This window comes from Maribacter sp. X9 (assembly GCF_048537565.1).
In the GTDB taxonomy this organism is placed as follows: Bacteria; Bacteroidota; Bacteroidia; order Flavobacteriales; family Flavobacteriaceae; genus Maribacter.
The window spans coordinates 1943503-1968070 of the sequence record NZ_CP183215.1 but is presented as its reverse complement, the minus strand read 5'-3'; the positions used below and the strand labels follow the sequence as shown (position 1 = coordinate 1968070).

At 36.3% G+C, this 24568-nt stretch carries 25 protein-coding genes and 1 tRNA gene; 13 read left to right on the top strand and 13 right to left on the bottom strand.

Going from position 1 to position 24568, the window contains the following annotated elements:
* Window positions 1–152: 152 nt before the first annotated feature.
* The 3 genes from ACNR9Q_RS08295 to ACNR9Q_RS08285 all read left to right on the top strand — a co-directional run bounded on the left by ACNR9Q_RS08295 (window position 153) and on the right by ACNR9Q_RS08285 (window position 2989).
* The gene (locus tag ACNR9Q_RS08295; protein ID WP_419214137.1) at window positions 153–491 is read left to right on the top strand and encodes a P-II family nitrogen regulator; all 339 of its coding nucleotides are present in this window, start codon (window positions 153–155) and stop codon (window positions 489–491) included.
* A 32-nt stretch (window positions 492–523) separates the two neighbouring features.
* On the top strand, window positions 524–1804 hold the full coding sequence (locus tag ACNR9Q_RS08290; protein ID WP_419214136.1) for an ammonium transporter: 1281 nt from the start codon (window positions 524–526) through the stop codon (window positions 1802–1804).
* Window positions 1805–1909: 105 nt separating this feature from the next.
* Entirely contained in the window at window positions 1910–2989 is a 1080-nt protein-coding gene (locus ACNR9Q_RS08285; RefSeq protein ID WP_419214135.1) for a porin, read from the top strand.
* An 83-nt stretch (window positions 2990–3072) separates the two neighbouring features.
* On the opposite strand, the gene ACNR9Q_RS08280 is transcribed toward ACNR9Q_RS08285, so the two are convergent.
* From ACNR9Q_RS08280 to ACNR9Q_RS08270, 3 genes are all read right to left on the bottom strand, one after another.
* Complete coding sequence (locus tag ACNR9Q_RS08280; protein WP_419214134.1) at window positions 3073–3717, bottom strand: DUF1684 domain-containing protein; 645 nt, start codon at window positions 3715–3717, stop codon at window positions 3073–3075.
* Between the two features lie 507 nt (window positions 3718–4224).
* The gene (locus ACNR9Q_RS08275; RefSeq protein ID WP_419214133.1) at window positions 4225–5640 is read right to left on the bottom strand and encodes an alpha/beta hydrolase; all 1416 of its coding nucleotides are present in this window, start codon (window positions 5638–5640) and stop codon (window positions 4225–4227) included.
* Between the two features lie 125 nt (window positions 5641–5765).
* The gene (locus ACNR9Q_RS08270; RefSeq protein ID WP_419214132.1) at window positions 5766–6215 is read right to left on the bottom strand and encodes an Lrp/AsnC family transcriptional regulator; all 450 of its coding nucleotides are present in this window, start codon (window positions 6213–6215) and stop codon (window positions 5766–5768) included.
* A 119-nt stretch (window positions 6216–6334) separates the two neighbouring features.
* Between ACNR9Q_RS08270 and ACNR9Q_RS08265 the strand changes: the two genes are divergently transcribed.
* The 3 genes from ACNR9Q_RS08265 (at window position 6335) to ACNR9Q_RS08255 (ending at window position 8406) form a co-directional block, all read left to right on the top strand.
* Window positions 6335–6724 carry a hypothetical protein gene (locus ACNR9Q_RS08265; protein WP_419214131.1) on the top strand — a complete coding sequence of 130 codons (390 nt, stop codon included), beginning with the start codon at window positions 6335–6337 and terminating at the stop codon, window positions 6722–6724.
* A gap of 85 nt (window positions 6725–6809) precedes the next feature.
* Window positions 6810–7661 carry a formyltetrahydrofolate deformylase gene (gene purU / locus ACNR9Q_RS08260; RefSeq protein WP_419214130.1) on the top strand — a complete coding sequence of 284 codons (852 nt, stop codon included), beginning with the start codon at window positions 6810–6812 and terminating at the stop codon, window positions 7659–7661.
* A gap of 34 nt (window positions 7662–7695) precedes the next feature.
* Entirely contained in the window at window positions 7696–8406 is a 711-nt protein-coding gene (locus ACNR9Q_RS08255) for a DUF4197 domain-containing protein (protein WP_419214129.1), read from the top strand.
* 199 nt (window positions 8407–8605) lie between these two features.
* Here the strand turns inward: ACNR9Q_RS08255 and ACNR9Q_RS08250 are convergent, their stop codons facing one another.
* Window positions 8606–9388, bottom strand: coding sequence for an alpha/beta fold hydrolase (locus ACNR9Q_RS08250; protein ID WP_419214128.1), 783 nt, complete (start codon window positions 9386–9388; stop codon window positions 8606–8608).
* Window positions 9389–9616: 228 nt separating this feature from the next.
* Here ACNR9Q_RS08250 and ACNR9Q_RS08245 point away from each other — a divergent pair, with 228 nt between their 5' ends.
* Window positions 9617–9808, top strand: coding sequence for a hypothetical protein (locus ACNR9Q_RS08245; protein WP_419214127.1), 192 nt, complete (start codon window positions 9617–9619; stop codon window positions 9806–9808).
* On the opposite strand, the gene pyrF is transcribed toward ACNR9Q_RS08245, so the two are convergent.
* The 6 genes from pyrF to ACNR9Q_RS08215 all read right to left on the bottom strand — a co-directional run bounded on the left by pyrF (window position 9805) and on the right by ACNR9Q_RS08215 (window position 16838).
* Window positions 9805–10626 (bottom strand): orotidine-5'-phosphate decarboxylase, encoded by an 822-nt coding sequence (pyrF, locus tag ACNR9Q_RS08240; protein ID WP_419214126.1) that lies wholly within the window; start codon window positions 10624–10626, stop codon window positions 9805–9807. The two genes, ACNR9Q_RS08245 and pyrF, sit on opposite strands and share 4 nt — an antisense overlap.
* 3 nt (window positions 10627–10629) lie before the next feature.
* Entirely contained in the window at window positions 10630–11706 is a 1077-nt protein-coding gene (gene prfA / locus ACNR9Q_RS08235; protein WP_419214125.1) for a peptide chain release factor 1, read from the bottom strand.
* Window positions 11707–11822: 116 nt separating this feature from the next.
* Complete coding sequence (locus ACNR9Q_RS08230) at window positions 11823–12776, bottom strand: FAD:protein FMN transferase (protein ID WP_419214124.1); 954 nt, start codon at window positions 12774–12776, stop codon at window positions 11823–11825.
* Window positions 12777–12905: 129 nt separating this feature from the next.
* Window positions 12906–13349 (bottom strand): ubiquinol-cytochrome c reductase iron-sulfur subunit, encoded by a 444-nt coding sequence (locus tag ACNR9Q_RS08225; RefSeq protein ID WP_419214123.1) that lies wholly within the window; start codon window positions 13347–13349, stop codon window positions 12906–12908.
* A 52-nt stretch (window positions 13350–13401) separates the two neighbouring features.
* The gene (locus ACNR9Q_RS08220) at window positions 13402–14580 is read right to left on the bottom strand and encodes an AIR synthase related protein (protein WP_419214122.1); all 1179 of its coding nucleotides are present in this window, start codon (window positions 14578–14580) and stop codon (window positions 13402–13404) included.
* A gap of 71 nt (window positions 14581–14651) precedes the next feature.
* Window positions 14652–16838 carry a glutamine synthetase III gene (locus tag ACNR9Q_RS08215; protein WP_419214121.1) on the bottom strand — a complete coding sequence of 729 codons (2187 nt, stop codon included), beginning with the start codon at window positions 16836–16838 and terminating at the stop codon, window positions 14652–14654.
* Between the two features lie 187 nt (window positions 16839–17025).
* Here ACNR9Q_RS08215 and ACNR9Q_RS08210 point away from each other — a divergent pair, with 187 nt between their 5' ends.
* The gene (locus tag ACNR9Q_RS08210; RefSeq protein ID WP_419214120.1) at window positions 17026–18042 is read left to right on the top strand and encodes a glutamine synthetase beta-grasp domain-containing protein; all 1017 of its coding nucleotides are present in this window, start codon (window positions 17026–17028) and stop codon (window positions 18040–18042) included.
* 57 nt (window positions 18043–18099) lie between these two features.
* Here ACNR9Q_RS08210 and ACNR9Q_RS08205 read toward each other — a convergent pair whose 3' ends face one another.
* Window positions 18100–19728 carry a carboxypeptidase-like regulatory domain-containing protein gene (locus ACNR9Q_RS08205; RefSeq protein ID WP_419214119.1) on the bottom strand — a complete coding sequence of 543 codons (1629 nt, stop codon included), beginning with the start codon at window positions 19726–19728 and terminating at the stop codon, window positions 18100–18102.
* Window positions 19729–19741: 13 nt separating this feature from the next.
* Window positions 19742–20680, bottom strand: coding sequence for a calcium/sodium antiporter (locus ACNR9Q_RS08200; protein ID WP_419214118.1), 939 nt, complete (start codon window positions 20678–20680; stop codon window positions 19742–19744).
* Window positions 20681–20838: 158 nt separating this feature from the next.
* Between ACNR9Q_RS08200 and ACNR9Q_RS08195 the strand changes: the two genes are divergently transcribed.
* From ACNR9Q_RS08195 to ACNR9Q_RS08185, 3 genes are all read left to right on the top strand, one after another.
* Window positions 20839–21198 carry a BlaI/MecI/CopY family transcriptional regulator gene (locus ACNR9Q_RS08195; protein ID WP_419214117.1) on the top strand — a complete coding sequence of 120 codons (360 nt, stop codon included), beginning with the start codon at window positions 20839–20841 and terminating at the stop codon, window positions 21196–21198.
* Window positions 21199–22866: a M56 family metallopeptidase gene (locus ACNR9Q_RS08190; RefSeq protein WP_419214116.1), complete on the top strand. Its 1668-nt coding sequence runs from the start codon at window positions 21199–21201 to the stop codon at window positions 22864–22866.
* Between the two features lie 509 nt (window positions 22867–23375).
* Window positions 23376–23528: an SsrA-binding protein gene (locus ACNR9Q_RS08185; protein WP_419214115.1), complete on the top strand. Its 153-nt coding sequence runs from the start codon at window positions 23376–23378 to the stop codon at window positions 23526–23528.
* Here ACNR9Q_RS08185 and ACNR9Q_RS08180 read toward each other — a convergent pair.
* Window positions 23525–24037, bottom strand: a complete 513-nt coding sequence (locus tag ACNR9Q_RS08180) for an adenine phosphoribosyltransferase (RefSeq protein ID WP_419214114.1) — start codon at window positions 24035–24037, stop codon at window positions 23525–23527. The two genes, ACNR9Q_RS08185 and ACNR9Q_RS08180, sit on opposite strands and share 4 nt — an antisense overlap.
* A 74-nt stretch (window positions 24038–24111) precedes the next feature.
* Here ACNR9Q_RS08180 and ACNR9Q_RS08175 point away from each other — a divergent pair.
* Window positions 24112–24185 (top strand) — tRNA-Arg (locus ACNR9Q_RS08175).
* A gap of 168 nt (window positions 24186–24353) precedes the next feature.
* Window positions 24354–24524, top strand: a complete 171-nt coding sequence (locus ACNR9Q_RS08170) for a hypothetical protein (RefSeq protein WP_419214113.1) — start codon at window positions 24354–24356, stop codon at window positions 24522–24524.
* The last annotated feature ends 44 nt before the right edge of the window (window positions 24525–24568 follow it).

The window sequence follows — 24568 nt, the reverse complement described above, 5'->3', positions numbered from 1 at the left end:
ACTTTCTCAAAAAAAACTATCATTTAAACAGAATACCCTAAAATTTAGTGGGTATAAATTGTGATAGTCATAAAAATGAGCATTTCAACCCCTTAAAAATTAGGGTCTTATTTTTTTTAACATATATTTGGCAACATCAAAAAATTAGTCAAATGAAAAAAATCGAGGCAATTATCAGAAAATCCAAGTTTGACGATGTCAAAAAGGCATTGCATCAAATAGAGGTCAACTTCTTTAGTTATTGGGACGTAACTGGGGTTGGAAATGAAAAAAAAGGACATGTTTATCGGGGTATATCCTATAGTACTTCTGACATACAAAGGAGATTTCTTTCCATTGTAGTATCTGACAACTTTATGGAAAAAACCGTCAACACCATTTTAGAATCTGCTTATTCTGGAGATGTTGGAGATGGAAAAATATTCGTTTCCGATGTGTTAGATGCATATCGCATAAGAACCAAAGAAAATGGCTTAGAAGGTATCAACTAATTTAAATAAGAACCACTCAAAAAAATAGAATTATGAATGAAGCAACTCAAGAATCGATAGATACAGCTTTGGAAGCGATAAATGGCGAGATGGGCGCATTATGGATTACCATCGCCGCTATTTTAGTATTCTTCATGCAGGCAGGGTTTACGCTGGTCGAAGTAGGTTTTACCCGTAGTAAAAACTCAGGAAATATAATCATGAAAAACCTAATGGACCTTGCCATTGGGTCGATTATGTTCTGGGCCGTTGGTTATGGAATAATGTACGGTAGTGATTTAGTTCTAGGAGGATTTTTTAGATCCAGTCCTGCCGATCAAGGATATTTCTTTTTTAGCGCAACTGACTGGTACAATTTATTTTTTCAAACCGTTTTCTGTGCAACAGCGGCAACAATTGTATCTGGGGCAGTCGCAGAACGTACAAAATTTTCTACCTATTTAATTCTTTCCGCAGTATTAACGACATTGATCTACCCGATTTCCGGAAGTTGGTATTGGCCTTTCGATGACGATGCGTGGCTAAATACAGCTGGTTTTATTGACTTCGCAGGATCTTCTGTAGTGCATGCCGTTGGTGGTGGCGCAGCTTTAGTAGCCGCTATAATGGTCGGACCTAGAATTGGAAAATATGTTGATGGTGAGGTCAAAGTTATCCCAGGTCATAATATGATGTACGGTGCACTAGGGGTGTTCATTCTTTGGTTAGGTTGGTTCGGATTTAATGGGGGATCACAATTAGCTTGGGGCGGTGATGACACTATCGCTGTTGGTAGTGTAATCATCAATACGAACTTGGCTGCTGCCGTTGGAGCTATCGCTGCACTTTTCCTAACGTGGATAAGATATGGTAAACCAGATCTTTCAATGACACTTAACGGTGCTCTTGCAGGATTGGTAGGTATTACTGCAGGATGTGGTGCTGTTAATGCATGGGGCGCACTGGCAATTGGTTTGATTTGTGGCATGGTCGTCGTTCTATCAATAGAGCTAATCGATAAAAAATTCAAAATAGACGATCCAGTCGGTGCCATTTCCGTTCATGGAACTTGTGGCTTCTTAGGAACTGTTTTAGTTGGTATTTTCGCCTTAGACGGTGGATTACTGTACGGTGGCGGAGCTAGTCTTCTATGGGTTCAAACTTATGGTTCACTTGCCTACATACTTTGGTCCGCTTTTGGAACGTTCGTTGTTTTGATCATCTTGAAGAAAACCATTGGTCTTCGTGTTTCCAAGAAAGACGAAATGGAAGGTTTAGATATTACGGAGCATGGTCTAGAAGCTTATCCAGAACATATAACTAACGATAAATAATCTATAAAAAACGGAGCGTTTTGCAGAACGCTCCGTTACATAACTCCCTCAAAAAATTAAATTTCTCAAACTAATTTATCCTTACCGGATTTTAAAACAAAATTTATGAAAAAAGTTATCAGTACAAATTACGTAAAAAAAATAGTGTCATCTGGACTAATGCTTTTTGCAGCCGCTGGATTAATGGCCCAAGAAGAGGAAGACACCACTCCTAAATTCACGCTAAGCGGATCTATTGATGCCTATTATAGAGCTAATCTTAATGGGGACAATTCAGCCCCAAATGGCACTCCAAATGCAGCCCCTGGTTCTTCCTTTGCAAATCTTCCTGGCTTTGCATTGGGTATGGCCAATGTAATTGCAGGGTACGAAGGTGAAAAAGTAGGTTTTGTTGCAGATTTGGTTTTTGGACCAAGAGGTACAGATGCTGTTTTTGGTTCTCCTTTATATTCAGCTACAGGTAATATTGTAAACCAGTTATACGCCTATTGGAATGTAAGTGATGCGGTTACATTAACAATGGGTAACTTCAATACCTTTTTAGGTTACGAAGTAATTTCTCCAACCGCGAACTTCAACTATAGCACCTCTTATTTATTCTCTTATGGACCTTTTTCCCATACTGGAATTAAAGCAGATATTGCTTTGAACGATGATTGGAGTTTAATGTTAGGAGTCATGAACCCTACCGATGTCACCGAATTGAATACTAACGGAAAATATGCTTACGGTGCACAGTTAGGTTATAGTGGTCAATACCTTAACTTCATTACTAGTGAAGGAACTTATGAAATTGATTTCACAGGTGGGTTTGATGTATCGGATTCTTTTTTCTTAGGAGTGAACGCTGCTTACTTTGACGGTGACGGTTCTGGTAGTTTTGCCGGTGTCGCTTTGTACCCTCAATTAGCAGCCTCAGAAGATTTCACCATTGGTTTAAGGGGTGAGTATTTTTCAGCAACTGATTTTTATGGAAATGTTGCCATTGGCACACCTGCTACCATAGAAGATACCAGTGTTTTTGCCGTAACATTAACAGGAAGTTACGTTATAGACAACTTAACCATTAAACCAGAACTTCGTTTGGATTCTGCTTCCGACGATTCTGCAAAATTTTTGGATAACGATTTAATGCCACAGAAAAGCTTGTCTTCTTTTGTTTTGGCAGCCATCTACTCGTTCTAATTTGAATGGATTTAAGTACTAGTTGATTTTATAGTTTAAGCTAAAAACCCGGTAAATAAGCCGGGTTTTTTCATGATCATATTTTAGTGATTGAAAGCTTTAACACCTGCCTTCACTTCAGTAGATAGGTTATTAATAGATGGAACTAGTGGACAAGAGTATTTTTTATTGTAAGCACAATACGGGTTGTAAGCTTTATTGAAATTCAATACAATACTATTGCCATTAGGAATTTTGAGATCAAGATACCTACCTCCTCCATAGGTTTCCTTTCCGTTGGTCGCATCTGTAAAGGGCAGAAAAAGATAATCCTTATATTTTTCCTGAGTCATTAATTCAGGGGTTTGGTAAATTTCCAACTGATGCTTTGCTCCGTTCATTGTAAACTTTGCGATGCCATATAATACCTCTGTAGATTCACGGTCCGTTGTCGTTGGCATAGAAAAAGGTAAGGCTTCAGGTGTTCGCACAAACTCAGCCACAATAATATAAGTAGTATCGGGCTTATAAAAATCGAGGGTTTCAAAATTTTTGCGATACCGATCTGGCAAAGGCGATGTTTCAGGGTCTTTATATTCAGCATTCAATTCCTCTTGAAACTTCAGAATGTCGGCTATCTTGTCAGATTTAGGAAGCACCGTTTCTTCCCTTTTAACATCATGATATTTTTTTTCCTGTTTACATGAAAACAATACGCACAGTATCACTAAAATTACAACTCCCCTCATTTTCTTAGTTTAGAGTACAAAAATACAATTTATTCATTCTTCCCTTTTTCATATAATCGCACATTATGAGCTTCACTGGTGTAGGTGCAATTCATCTTATTCTAAATCGTTTTAACGGTCTTCGTTCAAAGCTTACAGTATATAACAACCCAATACTGACTCCTACCAGTTTCACTCTTACCTTTCTGATAAGGGATGGAACCTATGATATAGAATTTACCGCACCATTTGACATTTTCTAACCACCAAGGGTCGAAGTAAAATTAAAGCAATGAATACGTTTACCGTTACCAATAATATATTGACAACGATTACCACATTTGAAAGTTGTTCATATACTACCTGATTTTGAACCCCCAAAAGATGGGCTACCCATTAATATGTCGGTTGTACCAAGTGCGGAACATCCATATGGATTGTAATCCGAAAGCCCCAAATCCGTTAAACCTTATCAAAAGAAAAATGGAACAGCTTTATAACCAACCTTTGTGATGATGCTTTTACGCTTTATTGCTGAATAATATCGTAACGGGCATCCTTTAAATATTTTTCCACAAGCTCATTAAACTCGGGTGTTATTCTTAACAAAGCCGTATGCTCCAAAGCGTAAAGCTCTTTCTTATCGGCATACCCATGTTTCAACAATTCCTCCAAATAAAATAATGCCGTTCCGTAATCCTCTATTTTGGAACTATTGGAAATAACTTTTAAGTACGAGGTATATTCTGCAGGTGAAGTAATAGTTTTGAGCATATATAAAAAGTTCAGTGCCTCAAAATCCACTACTTTAGCAGCTACAATAAAATCAATATTATCGGCAATAAGGGCATTTATATATCCCCTTAATCGACTTGCCATTTGACTTTCATAAAGCACGGCACTTTTGTCCAATTTAGTAAGCTCTTCCATTTGATATTTCCACCAACCCAAATTTGCATAATTATAGGTAAGTATATCTTCCTCCAAATAATAACTATAATCTTCTTTTGTAAAAGACTCTTTCAAAAAGTAATTGTTCTGGCTTCTATTCGCTTGTTTAAAGACAGAACTACGACGTAAGATTTTCTGTGTAGTTTTTAGTGAATCCAAATCTATGAGTGGATTGAATACGCGATCTATGTCAGATAACCAGTAATGGGCCAACATAGGCCTATCATTTGATAAAAATGAATTTGCCTTTGCCATCAATTGGTTGTACGAATCAACAATAAGACTATCATTTCGTTTAATTTGACCTTTGGCTATATTATTCAAGGTCAACATTCGCAAAGCTGACGAAATAACGTCCGTATCAGGTAACATTTGCTCACCATCATAAACCAACAATTCATTCGGAAATTTCAATCGATCCAAAACCTTACGGACTTCGAGCATATCCCTGAAATTATAGTCGGATCTATTTACGATTCCAATGAAATGAAACATTTGTTCTGGGTTCAAGATTTCAACATTACCGACAGAGGCACCTATAGAAATAACACCATCAATTTCTTTTATAAATGTTGGAAGAATGGACGCAAATCTAGCCCCAGACCCAAACCCTGCCGTATAGGTCCTATTTTTTGCAATGGGAACAGTATTGACGACCGCATTACATAATCTATTGGCTACTAGAACATTCTGCGCAATTGATAAACTATCGTTCAAATTATCGGTACTTGCCAAAATATAGCCTTCATGCTCGGCAGCATTTGTGAGCATTGACATAGAAGCCCTTCCCTTCCCTTTCATATCAAAAACAAAGACAACGGGCCAAGGTCTTGAAAGTTCAAATGATGTAGGTAAATAAATTGAATACGTCTCTCCTAAAGAATCGTTTACGACTAAATTTTCAGTAATAGCTCCTTTTAATAAGCGTACCTCTTGCGAAAAGATTGAAGTAGCTAGAAGAAATAAAGCAAGAATTGTTATTTTTTTCATCATTTCATTTGCATCAAAAATCCAGCCAAACAATATTTATTTACAGCAGTTAAAATTGATTAATTAAACTTTCAAAATAAAATTACATTCTAAATGATTTAAAAACAATCAAATTACCATAATGGTTTTCATTTTATCTTATGCATTGGGGCATTTGAAATCACTTGAGAAAGTACAATGTGCGTTCTGGTCTCTCCGTATTGAATAAGTTGGTCAATAAATTTTTCTAGATGAAACTGGTCTTTTAAGACCACCTCCATGACGATGTTTTCATTCCCTGTAATTCTATAACAATTGATCACCTCCTCCAAAGTCCCGACGATGGCCAAAAACGGTTTCAACTTGCCCATAAAGGCCCTTAAGGTAATAATCGCCTTTAATTGGTGCCCCGTTAAGGCATGTGAAACCGTAGCTTTATAACCCAAAAGAATGCCGGCATCCTCCATTTTTTTCACCCGTTCGGCAACGGCAGGTGCAGTTAGGCCAACGGTCCTACCAATATTCGCAAATGATTCACGAGCATTATGCTGCAGTTGGTTGAGTATTTTCCAATTAAGCTCATCTATCTTTGGATTCAAAAGAATATCACTTTAAATATTTTGCAAATAAAGTAAAATTACAAATTACATTTGTAATCGATAGAAAATAATAGGATAACTAACGTAAATTTATATCGATTTAATTTGCACCCCACAAAATGGCATATCGTAGTCTAAAAAATTTACCTATTTATAGGAAAGCGTTGGAGCTCTGCACCATGAGTAGAGAGATTGCCTCATATGTATCGCTGAACAAAGACCTTGTTCGTCTGTACGAATCTAAAAGTCTTCGTGACATCATGGCCAATTCCATCTTGACAGATGCCATTCTTATTCCCCAAAAAATAGCAAAAGTGGAATACTCAAATTGTAGTTCTGAACGTTTAGAGAATATCTCATTCATCAATATCATCATTCGAAACATTAACTCTTATTGTATGGGTTTGGAAAAGGATGGTGTTAAGGAAACGGAATATATTAATCTACTTCGCGCAGAAATAAAAAGTTTCAGAAAATTCTATAAAAAATGGAAATCTGAACATTTATAGAACTTTATTTTAAGTTCTTAATTCAATCGAATCAGGCTTATTTTAAGAATTATCGCCTATTTTTGGTGCCTTAATTACGATTCAATTGAAAACTACTATTCTTGTCCATTGTCCAGATCAGTCTGGAATAATTAGTACCGTTACCGGATTTATCCATAAAAATCATGGAAATATTGTTTATTTAGATCAACATGTTGATAAACCTGCCAATGTTTTTTTTATGCGAATTGTTAGTGAATTCGATGAGAAATCTACAGATTTGGAAATTTTCAAACCACTTTTCCAAAAAGAACTGGCGGTGAAATACCAAATGGAATGGAGTTTACATGTAGATGATAGATTGCCTAAAATGGCGATTTTTGTATCCAAATACAACCACTGTCTTTATGATCTATTAAGCAGATATCACTCTGGTGAGCTAGCTGTGGAAATACCTTTTATTTTAAGTAATCATAACGAATTAAGATATATCGCAGAACAATTTGATATTCCTTTTTTTCATGTTCCTTTTGCGAAGGAGATCAAATTTGAAGCGGAACAAGAACAATTACAGCTACTTAGAAAGTACAAGATAGATTTTATAGTTCTGGCAAGATATATGCAAATAATAAGTGGAGATCTCATCACTAAATTTCCAAATAAAATAATTAACATCCACCACTCATTTCTACCAGCTTTTGCAGGCGCAAAACCCTACCATGCCGCCTTTAAAAGAGGGGTCAAAATTATTGGGGCCACAAGTCATTACGTAACAGAAGAATTAGATGAAGGACCAATAATAGAGCAAGATGTAACTACGGTATCGCACTCGCATTCTATCGAAGACTTTATTACAAAAGGAAGGGATTTAGAGAAAATAGTGTTATCTAGAGCAGTGAAGCTTCATATTGCGAGAAAAACAATGGTATACAACAATAAAACAGTTATTTTTTCGTAAGCTACGATTATAATAAATATCTTATTTAATTCAGATGATAAAGAAAATAGGCGTAGTGCTTTTAATACTACTGGCAACTTCCTGTAATGAACTACAACAAGTGGTCAATCAATTACCGGGCTCTTCTGGAGCAGGTTTGAGTAACGAAGTTATTGCAAATGGATTAAAAGAGGCCTTGGACCAAGGTATCGACAAGCAAGTAAGGAAGCTCACTCAAACTGATGGATTCTACAAAAATGAATTGGTAAAGATTTTACTTCCGGAAGAGCTAAGAAAAGTTGACAAAACGTTAAGGGATATCGGATTAGGGAATTTAGCCGATGAGGGGCTTAAAGTTCTAAACAGGGCTGCAGAAGATGCGGTTTCAGAAGCAACACCCATTTTTATAAACACAGTTAAAGAAATGACCTTTACAGACGCGAAAAATATTCTTCTAGGAAACAACAATGCGGCCACGACCTATTTGCAAAACAAGACGAATACGGCCTTGTATGAAAAATTCAAACCTGTCATTAAATCCTCCTTTGAAAAAGTTGGTGCCGATAAAATCTGGAGTTCGATTATTACTCGTTACAACGCTATTCCCCTAACTAACAAAGTGAACCCCGATTTAACCGATTATGTTACCCAGCAAGCACTTTCAGGAGTTTACAAAATGATAGCTGTAGAAGAGGTAGATATTAGGACCAAATTATCTTCACGTACTACCGATCTACTAAGAAAAGTATTCGCCTTACAAGACTAAAATTATTTTTTTAACAAATACAACAATAACTTAAAAATAACTGCGTTAAAATTTAAACAGAACATTACATCAACGTATTCATTTTCAATTTTTTGAGTTAGTTATTTTTGAGTTAGTTAGTTAAAAACCGGTGGGAGCATCGGTTTTTTTTATTTTATTTACTTGCTCAGAATGATTTTTTTTAAATGAATAGAAAAAATTATTTCAGAGGGTTTAAATATTCAATAACCATTTTGTTGAACAATGCGGGCCGCTCTACATTCACAACGTGCCCACAATCTGCTATAACTAGAAGTTCCGAATTTTGATGGACCTTTGCTATTTTGCGAATACTTGGCAAAAAGAGATAGTCTTCCTCTCCCATTATGTAAAGCGTGGGAACATGAATATCTGCCGATCTAAAAAATCGAAGTAGCGGGTTTATTTCTGAGGTAAGCTTAAACCAACGGATAAACTCTTGTTGATATAATTTTTTTGCCTCCTTTACGAAAAGCAGCCTTGACTCTTTATGATTGCTATTAGGCATGATCACAAAGGCAAAAAACTTATAGAGCCATAAATAGGGTACTACAGATTTAAAAAACACCCCTAACTGCATCAATAACTGTGAGCGAAAGTTCAATTTCATAATGGCACCCCCCATGACCATGCGATCCACCCGATCAGGAAATTTTTCAGCCAAATTTCTGATTAGAATGGTACCCAATGAAATACCTATGAAATGTGACTTTACAATTTTTTCAAAATCGATCACTTCTACGATATCATTCGTGATAGCATCGAAAGTATAGTGATCATTAAACACATCTGTTAAGTTTGACTTAGAATTACCATGACCTCTTAAGTCTAAGAGTAATACATTAAAATGTTTTTTAAACTCTCGAATTTGTTTAAACCAAATGGAAGAACTGCCCCCTGCCCCATGTACAAAAACTACCCAAGTAGTATAACTTTTATGCCTGTAAGTACTGTAGTTTAACAATAAAGGAGAATTACAAAAAGTTTAAAATAGATATTTCGACCAATGTATCGATTCTTTTTGAATGCAAATTTTTTGTTCAATACTATTTCTATTTTTCTACTAAAAGTGGTTGACCATTGGTCTGAATCTTAAAAAAGGATTGAGTGAAAATTAATTATCCGAAGAACCTATTGGCCCACATCCAAAAAATGATTACGCTCGTATATTAGTAATTATAAGACATTAACTATGGAAAATCAATATTGCAAAGTAGGAACGGTAACCCCCATTTCAGCAGCAAATGACGTGGCTACGTTATTGGAGTATCAATATCAAAACTTTTTGAAAAAGGCAACGAGTAAAGAATCGAACACTAGATTATTGGAATTTTTTGATTCTAAGGCACAGAAAATCAAAAGAGCTTTAGAAAGTTTGGTTTAGCTGATTTTGGTCAACTCGATTTGCATCAATTTTTGAAGTTCTTCGGCACTTTTCTGTGCGGCGGTGGCAAAATCTGCATCATTGGATGCATAAATAATCCCTCGTGAGGAATTTATTAAAAGGCCCACATCTTTTGTGATGCCGTAGGTACAAACATCTTCTAGACTACCTCCCTGTGCCCCTACCCCAGGCACCAATAAAAAACTATTGGGAACAATCTTCCGTATCTCTTTCAAATATTCGGCTTTAGTGGCCCCCACAACATACATCAAATTCTCCGAACCTTCATAAGTCGTTGATATAGCAATTACTTCTTTATACAATTCAACACCCTCCACTTTTTTGGTTTGAAAATCAAAAGCTCCGTTATTGGAAGTTAGAGCCAGTAATATGGTATGCTTATCCTTGAATTTCAAAAACGGCTCAACAGAATCACGGCCCATATAGGGAGCTATCGTTAGGGAGTCAAAATCAAGGTCCTCAAAAAAAGCCTTTGCATATCGGGTCGACGTATTCCCTATGTCACCTCTTTTAGCGTCGGCAATGGTAAAAATATCGGGATGGTATTGATTTAAATAATCAATGGTTTTTCGCAAGGCAGACCATCCTTTAATGCCATATGCCTCATAAAATGCGATATTAGGCTTATAGGCCACGCAAACATGGTATGTAGCCTCAATTATGGCCTTATTGAATTCAAAGATTGGATCATCGCTTTCTAAAAGAATGGTTGGAATTTTATCCAAATCAGTATCCAAACCTATACACAGAAAAGACTTTTTTTTGTGTATCTGAGCAACTAATTCTTGGGTAGTCATAACTTAAAAAATTTCAGAAGCTTCCTTTAATTTTTCGGTATTCTCAACCAAGCTTAATTCATCAATGATACGCTGAATGTCTCCATCTATGATATTAGATAGGTCATACAAAGTGAGACCTATACGGTGGTCGGTTACCCGACCTTGTGGATAATTATAAGTTCTGATCTTCGCAGAACGGTCGCCACTACTCACCTGCGAATTTCGCTTGGCAGCATCTTCCTCTTGCTTCTTGGCCAATTCCATATCATACAATCTAGAACGCAATACCCGAAATGCCTTGTCTTTGTTCTTATGCTGTGATTTTTGATCTTGACATTGGGCCACCAAACCTGTAGGAAGGTGTGTTAAACGGACTGCAGAATAGGTGGTATTAACGGATTGACCTCCCGGACCAGAAGAACAGAAAAAATCTATTCGCACATCTTTAGGATCGATCTGAACATCGAAGTCTTCGGCTTCTGGCAGTACCATTACAGTCGCCGCACTTGTATGAACCCTGCCTTGGGTTTCTGTCTGGGGAACCCTTTGAACGCGATGAACACCTGCTTCAAATTTTAAGGTTCCGTAAACGTCTGCACCTGTTACTTCAAATTGAATTTCCTTATATCCGCCACTTGTTCCTTCACTCAAGTCTATGACATTGGTTTTCCATCCTTTGGATTCACAATATTTAGTATACATCCTAAATAAATCGCCCGCAAATATGCTGGCCTCGTCTCCTCCGGTCCCAGCCCGTATTTCCATTACGACATCCTTAGCATCCTCAGGATCCTTGGGGATCAGCATGAATTTAATATCCTCTTCTAATTTAGGAAGACCGGTCTTGGCTTCTTCCAATTGTATTTTTGCCATTTCTAGCATTTCAGGATCACTACCGTCCGAAATAATTTCCTCTGCTTCGGTTATATTATTGGATAGCTCAAGATACTCCTGGCGCTTATCCATAAGATTCTTTAAATCTTTATATTCCTTTGTCAGCTTAACATAGCGCTCTTGATCCGATATAATATCGGGCTGAATTATAAGGTCAGAAACCTCATCAAAACGTTGTTTTACAATGTTTAACTTTTCTATCATATACTTACTTCACTTGTAGTGCGAATTTACGATAAATTTACGGATGCCATCAAATGATTATAGAGTCGGACCCATCCTAAAATGTTTGCATTCACACAGCATTTGCAAAAGTCTTTTCAATTGAGGATAATTCCGTTGCTTTTGAACATTATATCGGCATCGCTTATTATAATAACCTCTGTATCACCTAACTGATTAATCAATGATAGGCCAGAATCAATACCCATTACAAATATTGCAGTAGCCAATGCATCCGATAGTTCGGCACTTTTTGCAAAAACCGAAACACTAAGGATTCCAGAAGACGGATAACCCGTTCTTGGATCCATTACATGGGTATATTTTTTATCGTTTACCATCATAAAATCAGAATCACCACCAGAGGTCGCTACCGAAGATTCCAAAATGGGAAGCCAAGAAAACAGACCGTCATGTTTCTTTGGGTCTACAATCCCTATCATCCATTTTTCCCCACTAGCTTTAGTACCCCAGGTAGTAATATCTCCCCCTAAATTTATAATTCCCGCCTTAACTTCCTTAGATATCAAGAGTGACTTTGCCTTGTCGGCGGCATACCCTTTTCCTATCCCTCCAAAAGAAATGCGCATGCCTTTTTTCGCAAGATATACGGTACGGTCTTTATTGTTCAAGATAATATTCTTAAAGCCTACCTTATTTACCGCTTCGTTGATATCTTGCTTTGAAGGTAAAGATGTCATAGAACCGTCAAACCTCCAAAGACTATTTAGCGGAGTATGGGAAATATCAAAAGCACCGTCGGTGATTTCAGATATCTGTACAGACCTTTCAATAAGCTTAAACAACTCCCAACTCACCTCGACAGGCCTAATTCCTGCATTTGCATTTATTTTAGATGTTTCTGACTCAGGGTGCCAAGAAGAAATTAATTTTTCGATTCGTTGAATTTCGGATACCGCCTCCTGAATGTTGATATAGCCTAGCTCCTCATTAATGGATACCACCGTGATATCCAATGGTCCACCCATTAAATTAAATGATTTTTTTACAGTAACATAGTTTTCCTCTTGACCATATGCAATGCATGTCATTAAAAGAAAAAATAAGGCATAAACTGTTTTCACTTATGTTCTCTATTTAGAGATAAATAATTGAGTTCAGAATTTTAAGTTAGGTTGGCATGGTCAAAATACAGTATGCTTTTCTAGGTGTTGAAAGCACTATTCAAAAATGCGCAACAATGACCCTTCAAGACTTGTATTGTATATTTTCAATGCATTTTTAGCCCTATTTCCGGTAGGATTTAACGGAGTTCCGCTTTGTGAAAATTTGGACCCATGCACATCACAGTAAAAAATTCCGCCTTCTTGATCTATAAAACGGACTTGATCATACTGTTCATGGCTACATATTTGAGTAGCGGCGACGAACTCCCCTTCTAGATTTCTGACTATTACGACAAGATTCTTCAAAATGAAACCCCCGTTATTAGCCAATTTAGCGGCTTCTGCAGAGTCAAGGTCAATTGTAAAATCAACATCGGTCGGTGGGGTCACTATTTCACCTTCAATACCATTATCTTTTGAGCAACTCCCTAAGCAAGGAAATGTAATGGCAAAAGCGGCACCAGCGCCAAGACTTCGTAAAAATTCCTTCCGTTCCATAGCAAAAATAGGTTTACACTATAGAACGAATTATTTAACCTAATCGTATGTTTTAATATTCAAAGGTTCCGTAAGTACTGGAAATAGTCAGTTTTTTTTCGGTGGATGATTCTACCCTGCCAATGATTTGAGCTTCTACCCCAAAACTTTCAGATACGGCAATGATGTCATCTGCAATTTCTTCCGGTACATAAAGTTCCAATCGATGACCACAATTGAAAACCTTGTACATTTCCTTCCAATCAGTTTTAGATTGTTCTTGGATCAGTTTAAAGAGCGGTGGTACCGGAAATAAATTATCCTTTACCACGTGTAGTGAATCTATAAAATGCAGAATCTTCGTCTGCGCTCCGCCGCTACAATGAATCATCCCATGAATAGCATCAGCCTTGTATTGAGATAGGATTCTCTTCACAATCGGCGCATAGGTACGGGTGGGCGAAAGCACAAGTTTACCCGCATCAATAGGAGATGAATCAACGGCATCTGTCAATTTAATATTCCCAGAATAAACAAGTTCATTTGGTACTTCGGCATCGTAGCTTTCTGGGAATTTTTCCGCCAAATAATTCGAGAACACATCATGTCTCGCAGAGGTAAGTCCGTTACTTCCCATACCGCCGTTGTATTCCGTTTCATAGGTTGCCTTACCGAAAGAGGCCAAACCTACAATAACATCACCTGCTTTGATATTGGCGTTATCAATAACATCTGTCCTTTTTAAACGTGCGGTCACGGTAGAGTCAACGATTATAGTTCGCACTAGATCCCCAACATCTGCGGTTTCACCGCCTGTAGAATGAATGGTTATTCCGAATTGTCCTAAATCCTGAATTAATTCCTCGGTACCATTTATAATAGCTGATAAAACTTCACCCGGAATTTTATTCTTATTTCTTCCGATAGTCGAAGATAGCATGATATTGTCCGTGGCGCCTACACAGATCAAGTCATCAATATTCATAATTAACGCATCTTGCGCAATTCCTTTCCATACCGATATATCTCCGGTTTCTTTCCAATACATATAAGCCAAAGACGACTTTGTACCAGCCCCATCGGCATGCATCACCAAACAATACTCCTCATCTCCGGTAAGATAATCAGGTACTATTTTACAAAAGGCCTTTGGAAAAAGACCCTTATCAATATTCTTAATGGCATTGTGGACATCTTCCTTAGACGCTGAAACGCCTCGCTGCTGATATCTTTCATTGCTTGATGTCGACATAACTTAAATTTGTGGCAAAAATAAAAGAATCCTTAAAATAGTTACCGCTCAACCGATTTAAATTCCTTGAATTATTTCAAGGTCAATAGTTCCCTATATTTTGTTAGGGGCCATAATTTATTGTCTATTAATTTTTCCAATTTATCACTATGAAGTCGGATGTCGTCAAAATAAGGCTTCACATTATTACAATAAGCATCGGCCTTCTTTTTTGTTTCTTTAAGTCCGTTTGCTTTTTTACGCGCATCGGCCATGGCATCGGCCATTTTCTTTAAACTAACCAAATGTTCGGCAATTTCCTCGATCATGGTCAATTGTCCCTCGGAAAACTTCTTGTGTGCCGCACCGTAAATTTCCTTTAAGCCTGAAACGTTTTTAATCAATGTATTTTGATAGGCCACCGCGGCAGGAATGATATAACCATAGACCAATTCATTATAGACCCTACCCTCTATTTGCACATGCATGATATAGTTTTCTAAATCTACTTCTTGGCGTGCACGTACCTCAACCTCGCTCATCACTTTCATCGTCTGGAAAAGCGCTAAACTCTCTTTTGAAGTCAGTACATTAAGAGCGTCGGGTGTATTTCTATTGTTGCTCAGCTTTCTTCGATTGGCTTCGTTCTCCCATTCCTTACTATAACCATCCCCATCAAAACGAATACGTTTCGAGGTCTTTATATATTCACGAAGTATATTGAACACCGCTTCATCTTTCTTCAAGTTCTTCTTATCGATCAAGGCATCGACCTCCTTTTTAAAATCCTTCAGCTGCTTGGCTACTATGGTATTTAAAACGGTCATGGGTTTAGCGCAATTCGATTTTGATCCCACTCCGCGCATCTCAAATTTATTTCCTGTAAACGCAAAAGGGGAAGTTCTATTACGATCGGTATTGTCTAAAAGAATTTCAGGTATTTTACCGACTACGTTCAGTTTAAGTTCCGTTTTCTCCTCTGGCGATAACTTGCCTTGCGAAACCCCTTCCAATTCATCTAAAACACTACTTAGTTGCTTACCAACGAATATGGAAAAAATTGCCGGTGGCGCCTCGTTTGCCCCTAAGCGATAATCGTTGCTCGCCGAAGCTATCGAGGAACGTAAAAGCTCCTCATAGGTATCGACTGCTTTAATCGTATTGATGAAAAAAGTGAGGAACTGTAAATTCTTCATTGGCGTAGAACCCGGACTTAACAGATTCACACCAGTGTCTGTGGATAAGGACCAGTTGTTATGTTTACCAGAGCCATTGATTCCTGCAAAAGGCTTCTCATGAAACAGAACCGTAAAGTGATGTTTATCCGCTACTTTGTCCATGACATCCATAAGCAAAAGGTTGTGGTCTACCGCCAAATTTGCCTCTTCAAATACCGGCGCTAATTCAAACTGATTAGGAGCAACCTCATTGTGCCTGGTTTTTACGGGAATTCCCAACTTGGTACATTCTTTTTCCAGATCGCTCATAAAACTTAGTACACGACTGGGAATGACCCCAAAATAATGGTCATCCAATTGCTGACCTTTTGCCGGGGTCTCCCCTAACAGCGTTCTGCCGGTCATCATAATATCAGGTCTTGAATGGGCCAGGGCCTTATCTATTAAAAAATATTCCTGCTCCCAACCTAATGTCGCATTGACCTTGGAAACATTTTTATCAAAATATTTTGCAACCGCCGTTGCCGCATCATCTACAGCGCTCAATGCCCTCAATAATGGTGCTTTATTATCTAAAGCTTCACCGGTATAGGAAACAAAAATCGTAGGTATGCAAAGCGTTGTACCGTAAATAAATGCAGGTGAAGTAGGATCCCACGCGGTATACCCCCTTGCCTCGAACGTATTGCGTATACCCCCACTTGGAAAACTGGATGCATCGGGTTCTTGCTGAACCAATTGACCGCCCCCAAATTTTTCCAAAGCGGTACCATCTGGCATCAAATCAAAAAAAGCATCATGTTTTTCGGCAGTTGAACCCGTTAAAGGTTGAAACCAATGGGTGTAATGGGTTGCCCCCATTGTAATTGCCCACCCTTTAATTGCCTCTGCAACTTGATCCGCGATTTTACGGTCGATTTTAGAACTTGAAACAATAGCACCCTTTAAGCTTTCCAAAGCATCTTTCGTAAGATACTGTAACATTTTCCGTTCATTAAAAACATTAATTCCAAAGAGATCCGAACGTCTTCCCTTTTCATTTATAGCGATGCTTTTTCTATTCTGGCTTTGAGTAATTGCTTTAAATCGTGCTGATGACATAAGTGATGTAATTATTAATTTGGCAAAATTACGTTCAAAAAATATAAATTTGACAAAATACCCAAACAATTAAAGGGGTATATATGATTTATATGAATAATAACAGATTTTACCCCTTAAAAATTCCTATAATATCATAAAAAACTTATTTTTACTTGTCTTATTAATTAAAAACAAACTAGCTATTATGAGCAAAACAAAATTAGAATACATCTGGTTAGATGGATATTTCCCAACCCAAAACATGAGAAGTAAGACCAAAGTGGTTAATAACTTTGGCGGTAAACTTGAAGACTGCGACATGTGGTCTTTTGATGGTAGCTCCACAAGACAAGCCGAAGGTGGTTCTTCTGACTGTTTGTTGAAGCCAGTAGCTATTTTTCCTGACCCCGCAAGAAAGGATGCCTATTTAGTAATGACAGAAGTTCTTAATGCTGACGGTACGCCACACGAATCTAACGGTAGGGCCACCATTGATGATGAGGATGACGATTTCTGGTTCGGTTTCGAACAGGAGTATTTTATCATGGATACCGCTACGGATCTTCCTTTAGGTTTCCCAAGAGGGGGTTATCCTGCACCACAAGGAATGTACTACTGTTCAGTAGGGGGTAAAAATACGCACGGAAGACATATTGTTGAGGAACACGCCGATCTATGTATCGCCGCCGGACTCAACTTTGAAGGTATTAACCAAGAAGTGGCCTGCGGACAGTGGGAATTTCAATTATTCGCAAAAGGTGCTAAACTCGCCGGTGATGAGCTTTGGGTAGCCCGTTATTTATTAGACAGACTTACAGAATCTTATGGCTACTATATTGAATACCACCCGAAACCACTCGGAAAAGATATGGATTGGAATGGTTCTGGTATGCATGCCAACTTCTCTAACAGTACTTTAAGAACTGCAGGTTCAAAAGAGGTTTATGAGAAAATTTGTGAGGCTTTTAGACCAGTAGTTAAAGAACATATTGCCGTATATGGTGAGTTTAATGACCAACGTTTGACCGGACTTCATGAAACTGCTTCTATTCACGATTTCTCTTTTGGAATTTCTGACCGTGGAGCTTCTATCCGTATTCCTATCGCTACTGTTGAGAGTGGTTGGAAAGGATGGTTGGAAGACAGAAGACCAGCTTCTAACGGTGATCCTTACAAAATAGCGGGAAGAATCGTTAAAACGGTTAAATCTGCTAAGATTTAAAACCAAATTAATTGTTTTTTTATACTAAAAAACGCCTTGGACCATTCCAAGGCGTTTTTAGTTTTTGATATTAGGCAAAGGAGTATTCATCCAATAATCCTTGAAATCTTCAGGCTTGGACATAGGTTGATTATCAAATATTGGCCTATCTTTTTTCATAAATAGCTCCGCTTCAATTACTGGAGGTTTAAAAATTGTCTCTTGAACAAAAAATTCTCTAAACTGGTCAAAGCCTTTTTCTGTCCAAACATCCAATTTGTTTCCATCTACATCCTTTAAGTCATGAATGTTGAAATCGAACAAATCAATGGTCAACCGTTTATTCTTAGCAGAAATTTCTATTTTTTCGAATATTTTTTTGGATTTAACACTTTCCAAATTTGGGTAGATCACCATTTGATTTCCCAAAATCAAAACACGCTTAATCTTTATTTTTTGATTTTTAAAGGAAATTTTTCTATTTCTCAAATATTCCGAAGAAGCCACATCTAAATCATTGTCAAAAGTCAAGATAAAACTCTGTTCATCTATTTTTAGATTATTTTTTTCAAGGGTATTACCTTGAAAGTTTATATCCACATTTTTCAATTTAAATTTGGGCGGTTGCACTACCTTAAATTTGTTATGGAACGAAATAAAATTTAAAAACATTCTACCTTGTTTTTTTCGGTATTCGGTAATCACTTCAAAAATGAGTCGATTATCAATTTCATTTTTACTGGGTGTTCCTGATTGATCATTGTTTGAATCATTATAAACGAAATACTCCAATTTATAGATTGAATAATCAAACTTTGAGATATAGAGTCTCCCTAATGCAACAATTTTCGGAAGTACCTTTTTAAATTCGATGGTATAAAGCAGTTCATTTTCAATGTAAGTATCTTTCTTCTTTGTGAATGTGTGATTCTTAAGCAAATCCCTATCAAAGCGATTTATAAAAGAATAAGAATTTATGACATGGTTTCTAATAGCGTTATGAACCTGTAAAAGAGTAAATTCATTTCCCCCATGCGAATCTAAATAAGCATTGTCAATAACCTTACCTCCTTCATTCAAATCATAGTCATAGGGTCTTATAGCAATGGAATCAATAGGAAAATCTGAATTTTGTTGAAGACTATAGATCAAAACTTTTGAAGTTAAGGAATCAATTGAATTGAAACCTTGATCAAAAACTTCAAGAATAGCTTCGTTTAAATTAACATATCCAACCTTATCCAATTGATAATCCCGGTAATATCCAATTTGCGAATAGGGTATTACGGGATAATTATCAAGTATTGAATTAATACTCCTTTGAACAATATCTTCTGCCGAAAGAGTTTTCGTTTTCGATGGTGCCTTAACCACTGCCTCATTTAACAGGTATAGGGCTGGTTTTAATTTTATCAAAGTATTTTCGGTCGTTGAAAATTCTAAAATAGAAAGTTCCTTTGATTCATATCCCATTGAGGAAATAACGAGCTCTGTTCCCATTTCCCTATATTTATAAGGGACCCTGAAACCGCCATCCATATTTGAAGTGGTGCCAACCTCCCTACCCTTTAAATATACATTTGCAAAAACAATAGGTTCATTAGTGTTAGCGTCGAGTATTGTTCCATACAGATAATCAGTTTTCTGAGCATACAGAACTTGAAAATTCATCAGCAAAATGAAAATCAATTTTAAAAAATTCTGCATCCTATTAGTGATTTTAGGTTACTGTCACAAAAATAAAAGTAAGATATACCGCAACAAGAATTATACCGTCTCGCCAGCCAAGGCGTAAGCCTTTTGGAATAAACACCAAAGGAAGTATCAAAAAGGATATTCCCAACATCCAAAAAATATCATTTGAAAGCAACCCTTGATCCACTACGTTTATCGGGGTTATAATCGATGTAATGCCTATTACCGCAAGAATATTAAATATGTTGGATCCTATTAAATTCCCTAGTGAAATTGCCTTCTCCTTTTTAATTATGGCAATGACCGAAGCCGCTAACTCTGGTATACTGGTACCCACTGACACAATAGTGATAGCTATGATACGTTCACTAACCCCAAACGCAGTAGCCATACCCACAGCACCCGAAATAAGCAGTTCTGAACCGCCCCAAAGCGCAACACCTCCCAATCCTAAAAACAATACGGTTTTGTAGAGTGGTAATGACAAAACTGCTTCTTCAAGCTCTTCAACAACTGCCTTTTTCTGAAACCGTAGCAAATAAATCAAAAATAGAAACAAACACACTACCATGATGATTCCCTCATATTGTTGGATAACGCCATCAAAATATATAAAAAAGAAGAATAAAAGTGAAGCCAACATCATCACCGGCCAGTCTGTAGTATAGAAATTACGATTGACGTCTATGGGGCTCAAAAGAACGGTTATGGCCAATACCAACCCTAAATTTGCAATATTAGAACCGACTACATTACCTAATGCCAAATCTGGAAAGCCATCTAAAGCAGCATTAATGCTAACAATCAATTCTGGTGCAGAAGTTGCAAAAGAGACTACCGTCATACCAATGACGATTTTTGGGATATTCAATTTCAACGATAAATCTACTGCGGCCTTTAGTAGCCAATTACCTCCTGCAATTAATAATGTTAGTCCGCCTAGGATGAAAATCAAATTGACCATACATGAAGTTTTCACAAATATACTGGAAGAAATGCGACCATAATAAACTAATGGACCTACCTGAAAACTAATTTTACAGTTATTTAACTATTTTTATAGTTGTGTAACTAAAAAAACAGTTTATATTAGCATTACTTAAACTCGATCAAGAAAGTATCATGGAGAAACTAACCAATAAAGAGGAAGCTATTATGAAAATACTTTGGCGGCTTAAAAAAGCTTTTGTCAAAGATATCATGGAGGAGATTTTAGAAGATAAACCCCACTACAATACGTTATCGACCATTGTAAGGAATTTAGAAGAGAAGAATTTTGTAGGGTTTACCGCTTACGGTAAAACACATCAATATTACCCCTTAGTAACAAAGGAAAACTACTACAGAACCCATGTGAATAAAGACATGGTCGGTTATTTCGATAATTCCTATAAAAATTTGGTCTCGTTTTTTGCCAAAGAAGAGAAAATATCGGTAGAAGAGTTAAAAGAAATTATCAATCTGATTGAAAATAATAAATAGATGGAAGTTCTCTTTCAATATATATTAAAATCTAGCGTGCTATTAGTCCTTTTCTATGGATGCTACCGAATATTTCTTAGAAAAGAAACCTTATTTGTTTTTAATAGATTTTTTCTTCTTTTAGGACTTTTATCGTCCTTTATCTTACCTTTTATTACTATCAACAAGATCATTACGATGTCGTTCTCACAAGCAAACAATGATCCTCAATTCAATGCTGATTTCATATATAAATCCACTTCAAACATTTCACCGTTTTACACGGTACTCATGGCAATATATTTAATAGGAACACTTTTTTTACTTTTTAACCTTATTAAACAAGGTTTTCATCTAAATAAGATTATCAATAGAGGCCAACGCTTTAAGGATGGTAATTTTGTACATCTCAAAAGTGATACCCAAATACATCCCTTTTCATTCTTTAATACCATTGTCTACAATCCTACAAACTACCCTGAAAAAGATTTACTGGCGATACTTGCACATGAAGAAGTACATGCCAGGCAATTACACTCATTGGATATAATTTTGATGGAACTTATAGTTGTATTCCATTGGTTTAATCCGATAGTTTGGCTCTACAGAATCGCATTAAAACAAAACCTTGAATTTCTGGCCGATACACATAACAGTCACATTAAAATAAATAAAAAAGAGTATCAATACACTTTACTTAAAAGTACAATAGGTCCTAACCAATTATCAATCGTAAATCCATTTTTTAATTCAATCATCAAAAAACGAATAGTCATGATCAATCAAAATCAATCGCACAAATCTAAAGCAATTAAAAGTCTAGTAATTCTCCCATTGCTCGCTCTTTTCTTATTAAGTTTTAATGTAAAAAAAGTATATTCCTTTACCAATCTTGAAGCCTTAAAAAACCCATCGGCTACTATTGAATTCATCATAAATAAAAATACTACTGATGAAGAATTAATTAAAATGAAAAGTGATCTGTCAAAGGAGAATTTTGACTTTTCATACACGACAGTCAGAAACAATCTCGGAGAAATTAAAAATATTACTTTGGAAATTTCAGGGGGTAACCCAACTACTGGCGAGGTAAGCAGTAGGTACAATTCAGCATCAGACAATGACACAATTGATTCCACGGTTATTTTTATCGACACAAAAAGCAATACTATTTCGATCGGTAAAAGTGACATACTTAAAGCAGAACAACCAAACAACTCAACTGTATGGGTTCAAAGGGGCAATGGAAATAACCAAGAAAAAATAATCGTAAAAAATGTTGATGGTAAAAAAGAAGTTCTCATTAATGGCAAAAAAGTCAGTGAAGAAGAATTGGCAGAAATGAACATTCATGCTAGCGATGGCACTACTCTTATTATCGAGAACAACAAAGAGAATACAGCCACAATAAAATCGGGTAACAACAAGCAAGTATACATTACAACTTCCCCGTCGAAAGAACATGATATTGAAATTATTGAAGAGGAAGGGAATGGGTTTTTATTCATTGATAACGACGAACATGAGCCCCTTTATTATCTAAATGGCAAAAGGAGTAGTTCAGAGGCAATTAAAGAAATTGACCCTAATAAGATAAAATCAGTAAATGTTTTGAAGGGTGATACAGCAGTCAACAAATTTGGAAAAAAAGCTAAATATGGAGTGGTGGAAATAACCACAAAAAATTAAGTTCTGTAAATCCATTCCAATAAATCAACAAGCGGGCGATATATCAAATATCGCCCGCCTTTTTTCTAAAGAAACGAAAAGTAACTTTTAAGCAATCATATGAGGAAAATTCCTCTTGCATACCACAAATGCGCCATATATAACCCTACAAAAGTTTCAAATTATAACCTTGAAGGGAATTTTTATTATTAAAACAACATAAAGAGATAGAATAAATGTATCAAATTAGAATAAAAGTCATTTTTTGACTTACAAATTCATATGCAATTACATTAATTTAACTAAAATAGATTGGTACTCAGTACTTTCTGAAATATATTAGTTGAACGAAATAAAAAACATTGAATTAATCAACAAAAAACGAACAAGCATGATAACACTGATCAAAATTTTAATCGTATTAATACTAAGTATGATTGTGACCTTAGGATTTCAATAATTAAGAGAGACTACAAATAGCTGCAAATAAAGCGCAGCTATTTTTTTATTTATACCTAAAAAAAATATCTGTGAAAATAAAATTCTATAGGCTTCTTGCCAAGCTTAATAAGTTACTTCTTCCTTCTTTTACCAAAAAGAAACTTGATTTGGCTAAAGCTAGTAAATTACAACTGGCAGTTATAGGGTGGCGTTATTTTGTAACTAAAAATGCCATTAGCTAGTATTTTAAAAGTGATTTTACCGAATAATTATTAATTTTTTCCGCACCTTTCAAAAAGGTAAGTTCAATTAAAAAATTGCATTGCACGATTTCTCCACCTAATCGTTCAACCAATTTACAAGCCGCGCTAGCGGTACCTCCTGTAGCCAAAACGTCATCATGAATAAGAACCTTATCTCCATTTTCAATACTATCTTCATGAATTTCCAAACTATCACTGCCATATTCTAAATCATATGTTTCACTTATAATTCTAGACGGTAACTTACCGGGCTTGCGAATGGGAACAAAACCTGCATTTAACCGTTCGGCTAAAATTGGTCCGAATATAAAACCCCTACTCTCCATCCCAACCACTTTATCTATGGCTTGATTCGTTAGAAACGTCACCAAGGCGTCTGCGGCATTTTTTAAAGCTATAGGATTCTGTAGCAATAAGGTTATGTCCTTAAAAATGACTCCTTCTTTAGGGAAATTAGGCACATCTCTAATAAAGCTCTTTAAATACATAGAATATAGTGGTCTTAATTTTGTGGTAAATGTAAAAAGAAATATATTTGCACCCCGTTAAATGGGAAAATTATGGCCTCGTGGCGCAACTGAATAGCGCATCTGATTACGGCTCAGAAGGTTACTGGTTTGAATCCAGTCGAGGTCACATTTTACATATTTAATTGAACCCAAAACCCTGAAAATCATATTATTTTCAGGGTTTTATGTTTTTGTTATTATATTTAAAACCAACAGAAATTATTAAAAACGCTTATATTGAACCTTTTGATTTTGGCTTTCAGCTTTAAAAAGGTTTAATTAAAGACGTTGAAAGATGAAAAACCGGTCAACATTTAGTCTGATCTTTTGGGTTTGTTCTTCTAGAATCAAAAATGATCAGGTTTCTATTTGTGCTCGAATTACTGTAAATGGGAGTAGGGCTAACTTTAGTCTTAAAAGACGAATCTCAGTTTATGACTGGTATGCTGCACTAGGTTATGGCTAAAGGTACATGTCATGAATCTAAACTTTTTAATAAGTATTTAGATC

Coding starts and splice junctions, on each gene's coding strand:
- ACNR9Q_RS08200 (WP_419214118.1), bottom strand. CDS start 20,680: ATGGTCAATTTGATTTTCATCCTAGGCGGACTAACATTATTAATTGCA.
- ACNR9Q_RS08290 (WP_419214136.1), top strand. CDS start 524: ATGAATGAAGCAACTCAAGAATCGATAGATACAGCTTTGGAAGCGATA.
- ACNR9Q_RS08170 (WP_419214113.1), top strand. CDS start 24,354: ATGAAAAACCGGTCAACATTTAGTCTGATCTTTTGGGTTTGTTCTTCT.
- ACNR9Q_RS08280 (WP_419214134.1), bottom strand. CDS start 3,717: ATGAGGGGAGTTGTAATTTTAGTGATACTGTGCGTATTGTTTTCATGT.
- ACNR9Q_RS08205 (WP_419214119.1), bottom strand. CDS start 19,728: ATGCAGAATTTTTTAAAATTGATTTTCATTTTGCTGATGAATTTTCAA.
- ACNR9Q_RS08190 (WP_419214116.1), top strand. CDS start 21,199: ATGGAAGTTCTCTTTCAATATATATTAAAATCTAGCGTGCTATTAGTC.
- ACNR9Q_RS08180 (WP_419214114.1), bottom strand. CDS start 24,037: ATGTATTTAAAGAGCTTTATTAGAGATGTGCCTAATTTCCCTAAAGAA.
- ACNR9Q_RS08210 (WP_419214120.1), top strand. CDS start 17,026: ATGAGCAAAACAAAATTAGAATACATCTGGTTAGATGGATATTTCCCA.
- ACNR9Q_RS08255 (WP_419214129.1), top strand. CDS start 7,696: ATGATAAAGAAAATAGGCGTAGTGCTTTTAATACTACTGGCAACTTCC.
- ACNR9Q_RS08275 (WP_419214133.1), bottom strand. CDS start 5,640: ATGATGAAAAAAATAACAATTCTTGCTTTATTTCTTCTAGCTACTTCA.
- pyrF (WP_419214126.1), bottom strand. CDS start 10,626: ATGACTACCCAAGAATTAGTTGCTCAGATACACAAAAAAAAGTCTTTT.
- prfA (WP_419214125.1), bottom strand. CDS start 11,706: ATGATAGAAAAGTTAAACATTGTAAAACAACGTTTTGATGAGGTTTCT.
- ACNR9Q_RS08295 (WP_419214137.1), top strand. CDS start 153: ATGAAAAAAATCGAGGCAATTATCAGAAAATCCAAGTTTGACGATGTC.
- ACNR9Q_RS08195 (WP_419214117.1), top strand. CDS start 20,839: ATGGAGAAACTAACCAATAAAGAGGAAGCTATTATGAAAATACTTTGG.
- ACNR9Q_RS08230 (WP_419214124.1), bottom strand. CDS start 12,776: ATGACATGCATTGCATATGGTCAAGAGGAAAACTATGTTACTGTAAAA.
- ACNR9Q_RS08215 (WP_419214121.1), bottom strand. CDS start 16,838: ATGTCATCAGCACGATTTAAAGCAATTACTCAAAGCCAGAATAGAAAA.
- ACNR9Q_RS08285 (WP_419214135.1), top strand. CDS start 1,910: ATGAAAAAAGTTATCAGTACAAATTACGTAAAAAAAATAGTGTCATCT.
- ACNR9Q_RS08220 (WP_419214122.1), bottom strand. CDS start 14,580: ATGTCGACATCAAGCAATGAAAGATATCAGCAGCGAGGCGTTTCAGCG.
- ACNR9Q_RS08265 (WP_419214131.1), top strand. CDS start 6,335: ATGGCATATCGTAGTCTAAAAAATTTACCTATTTATAGGAAAGCGTTG.
- ACNR9Q_RS08225 (WP_419214123.1), bottom strand. CDS start 13,349: ATGGAACGGAAGGAATTTTTACGAAGTCTTGGCGCTGGTGCCGCTTTT.
- ACNR9Q_RS08245 (WP_419214127.1), top strand. CDS start 9,617: ATGGAAAATCAATATTGCAAAGTAGGAACGGTAACCCCCATTTCAGCA.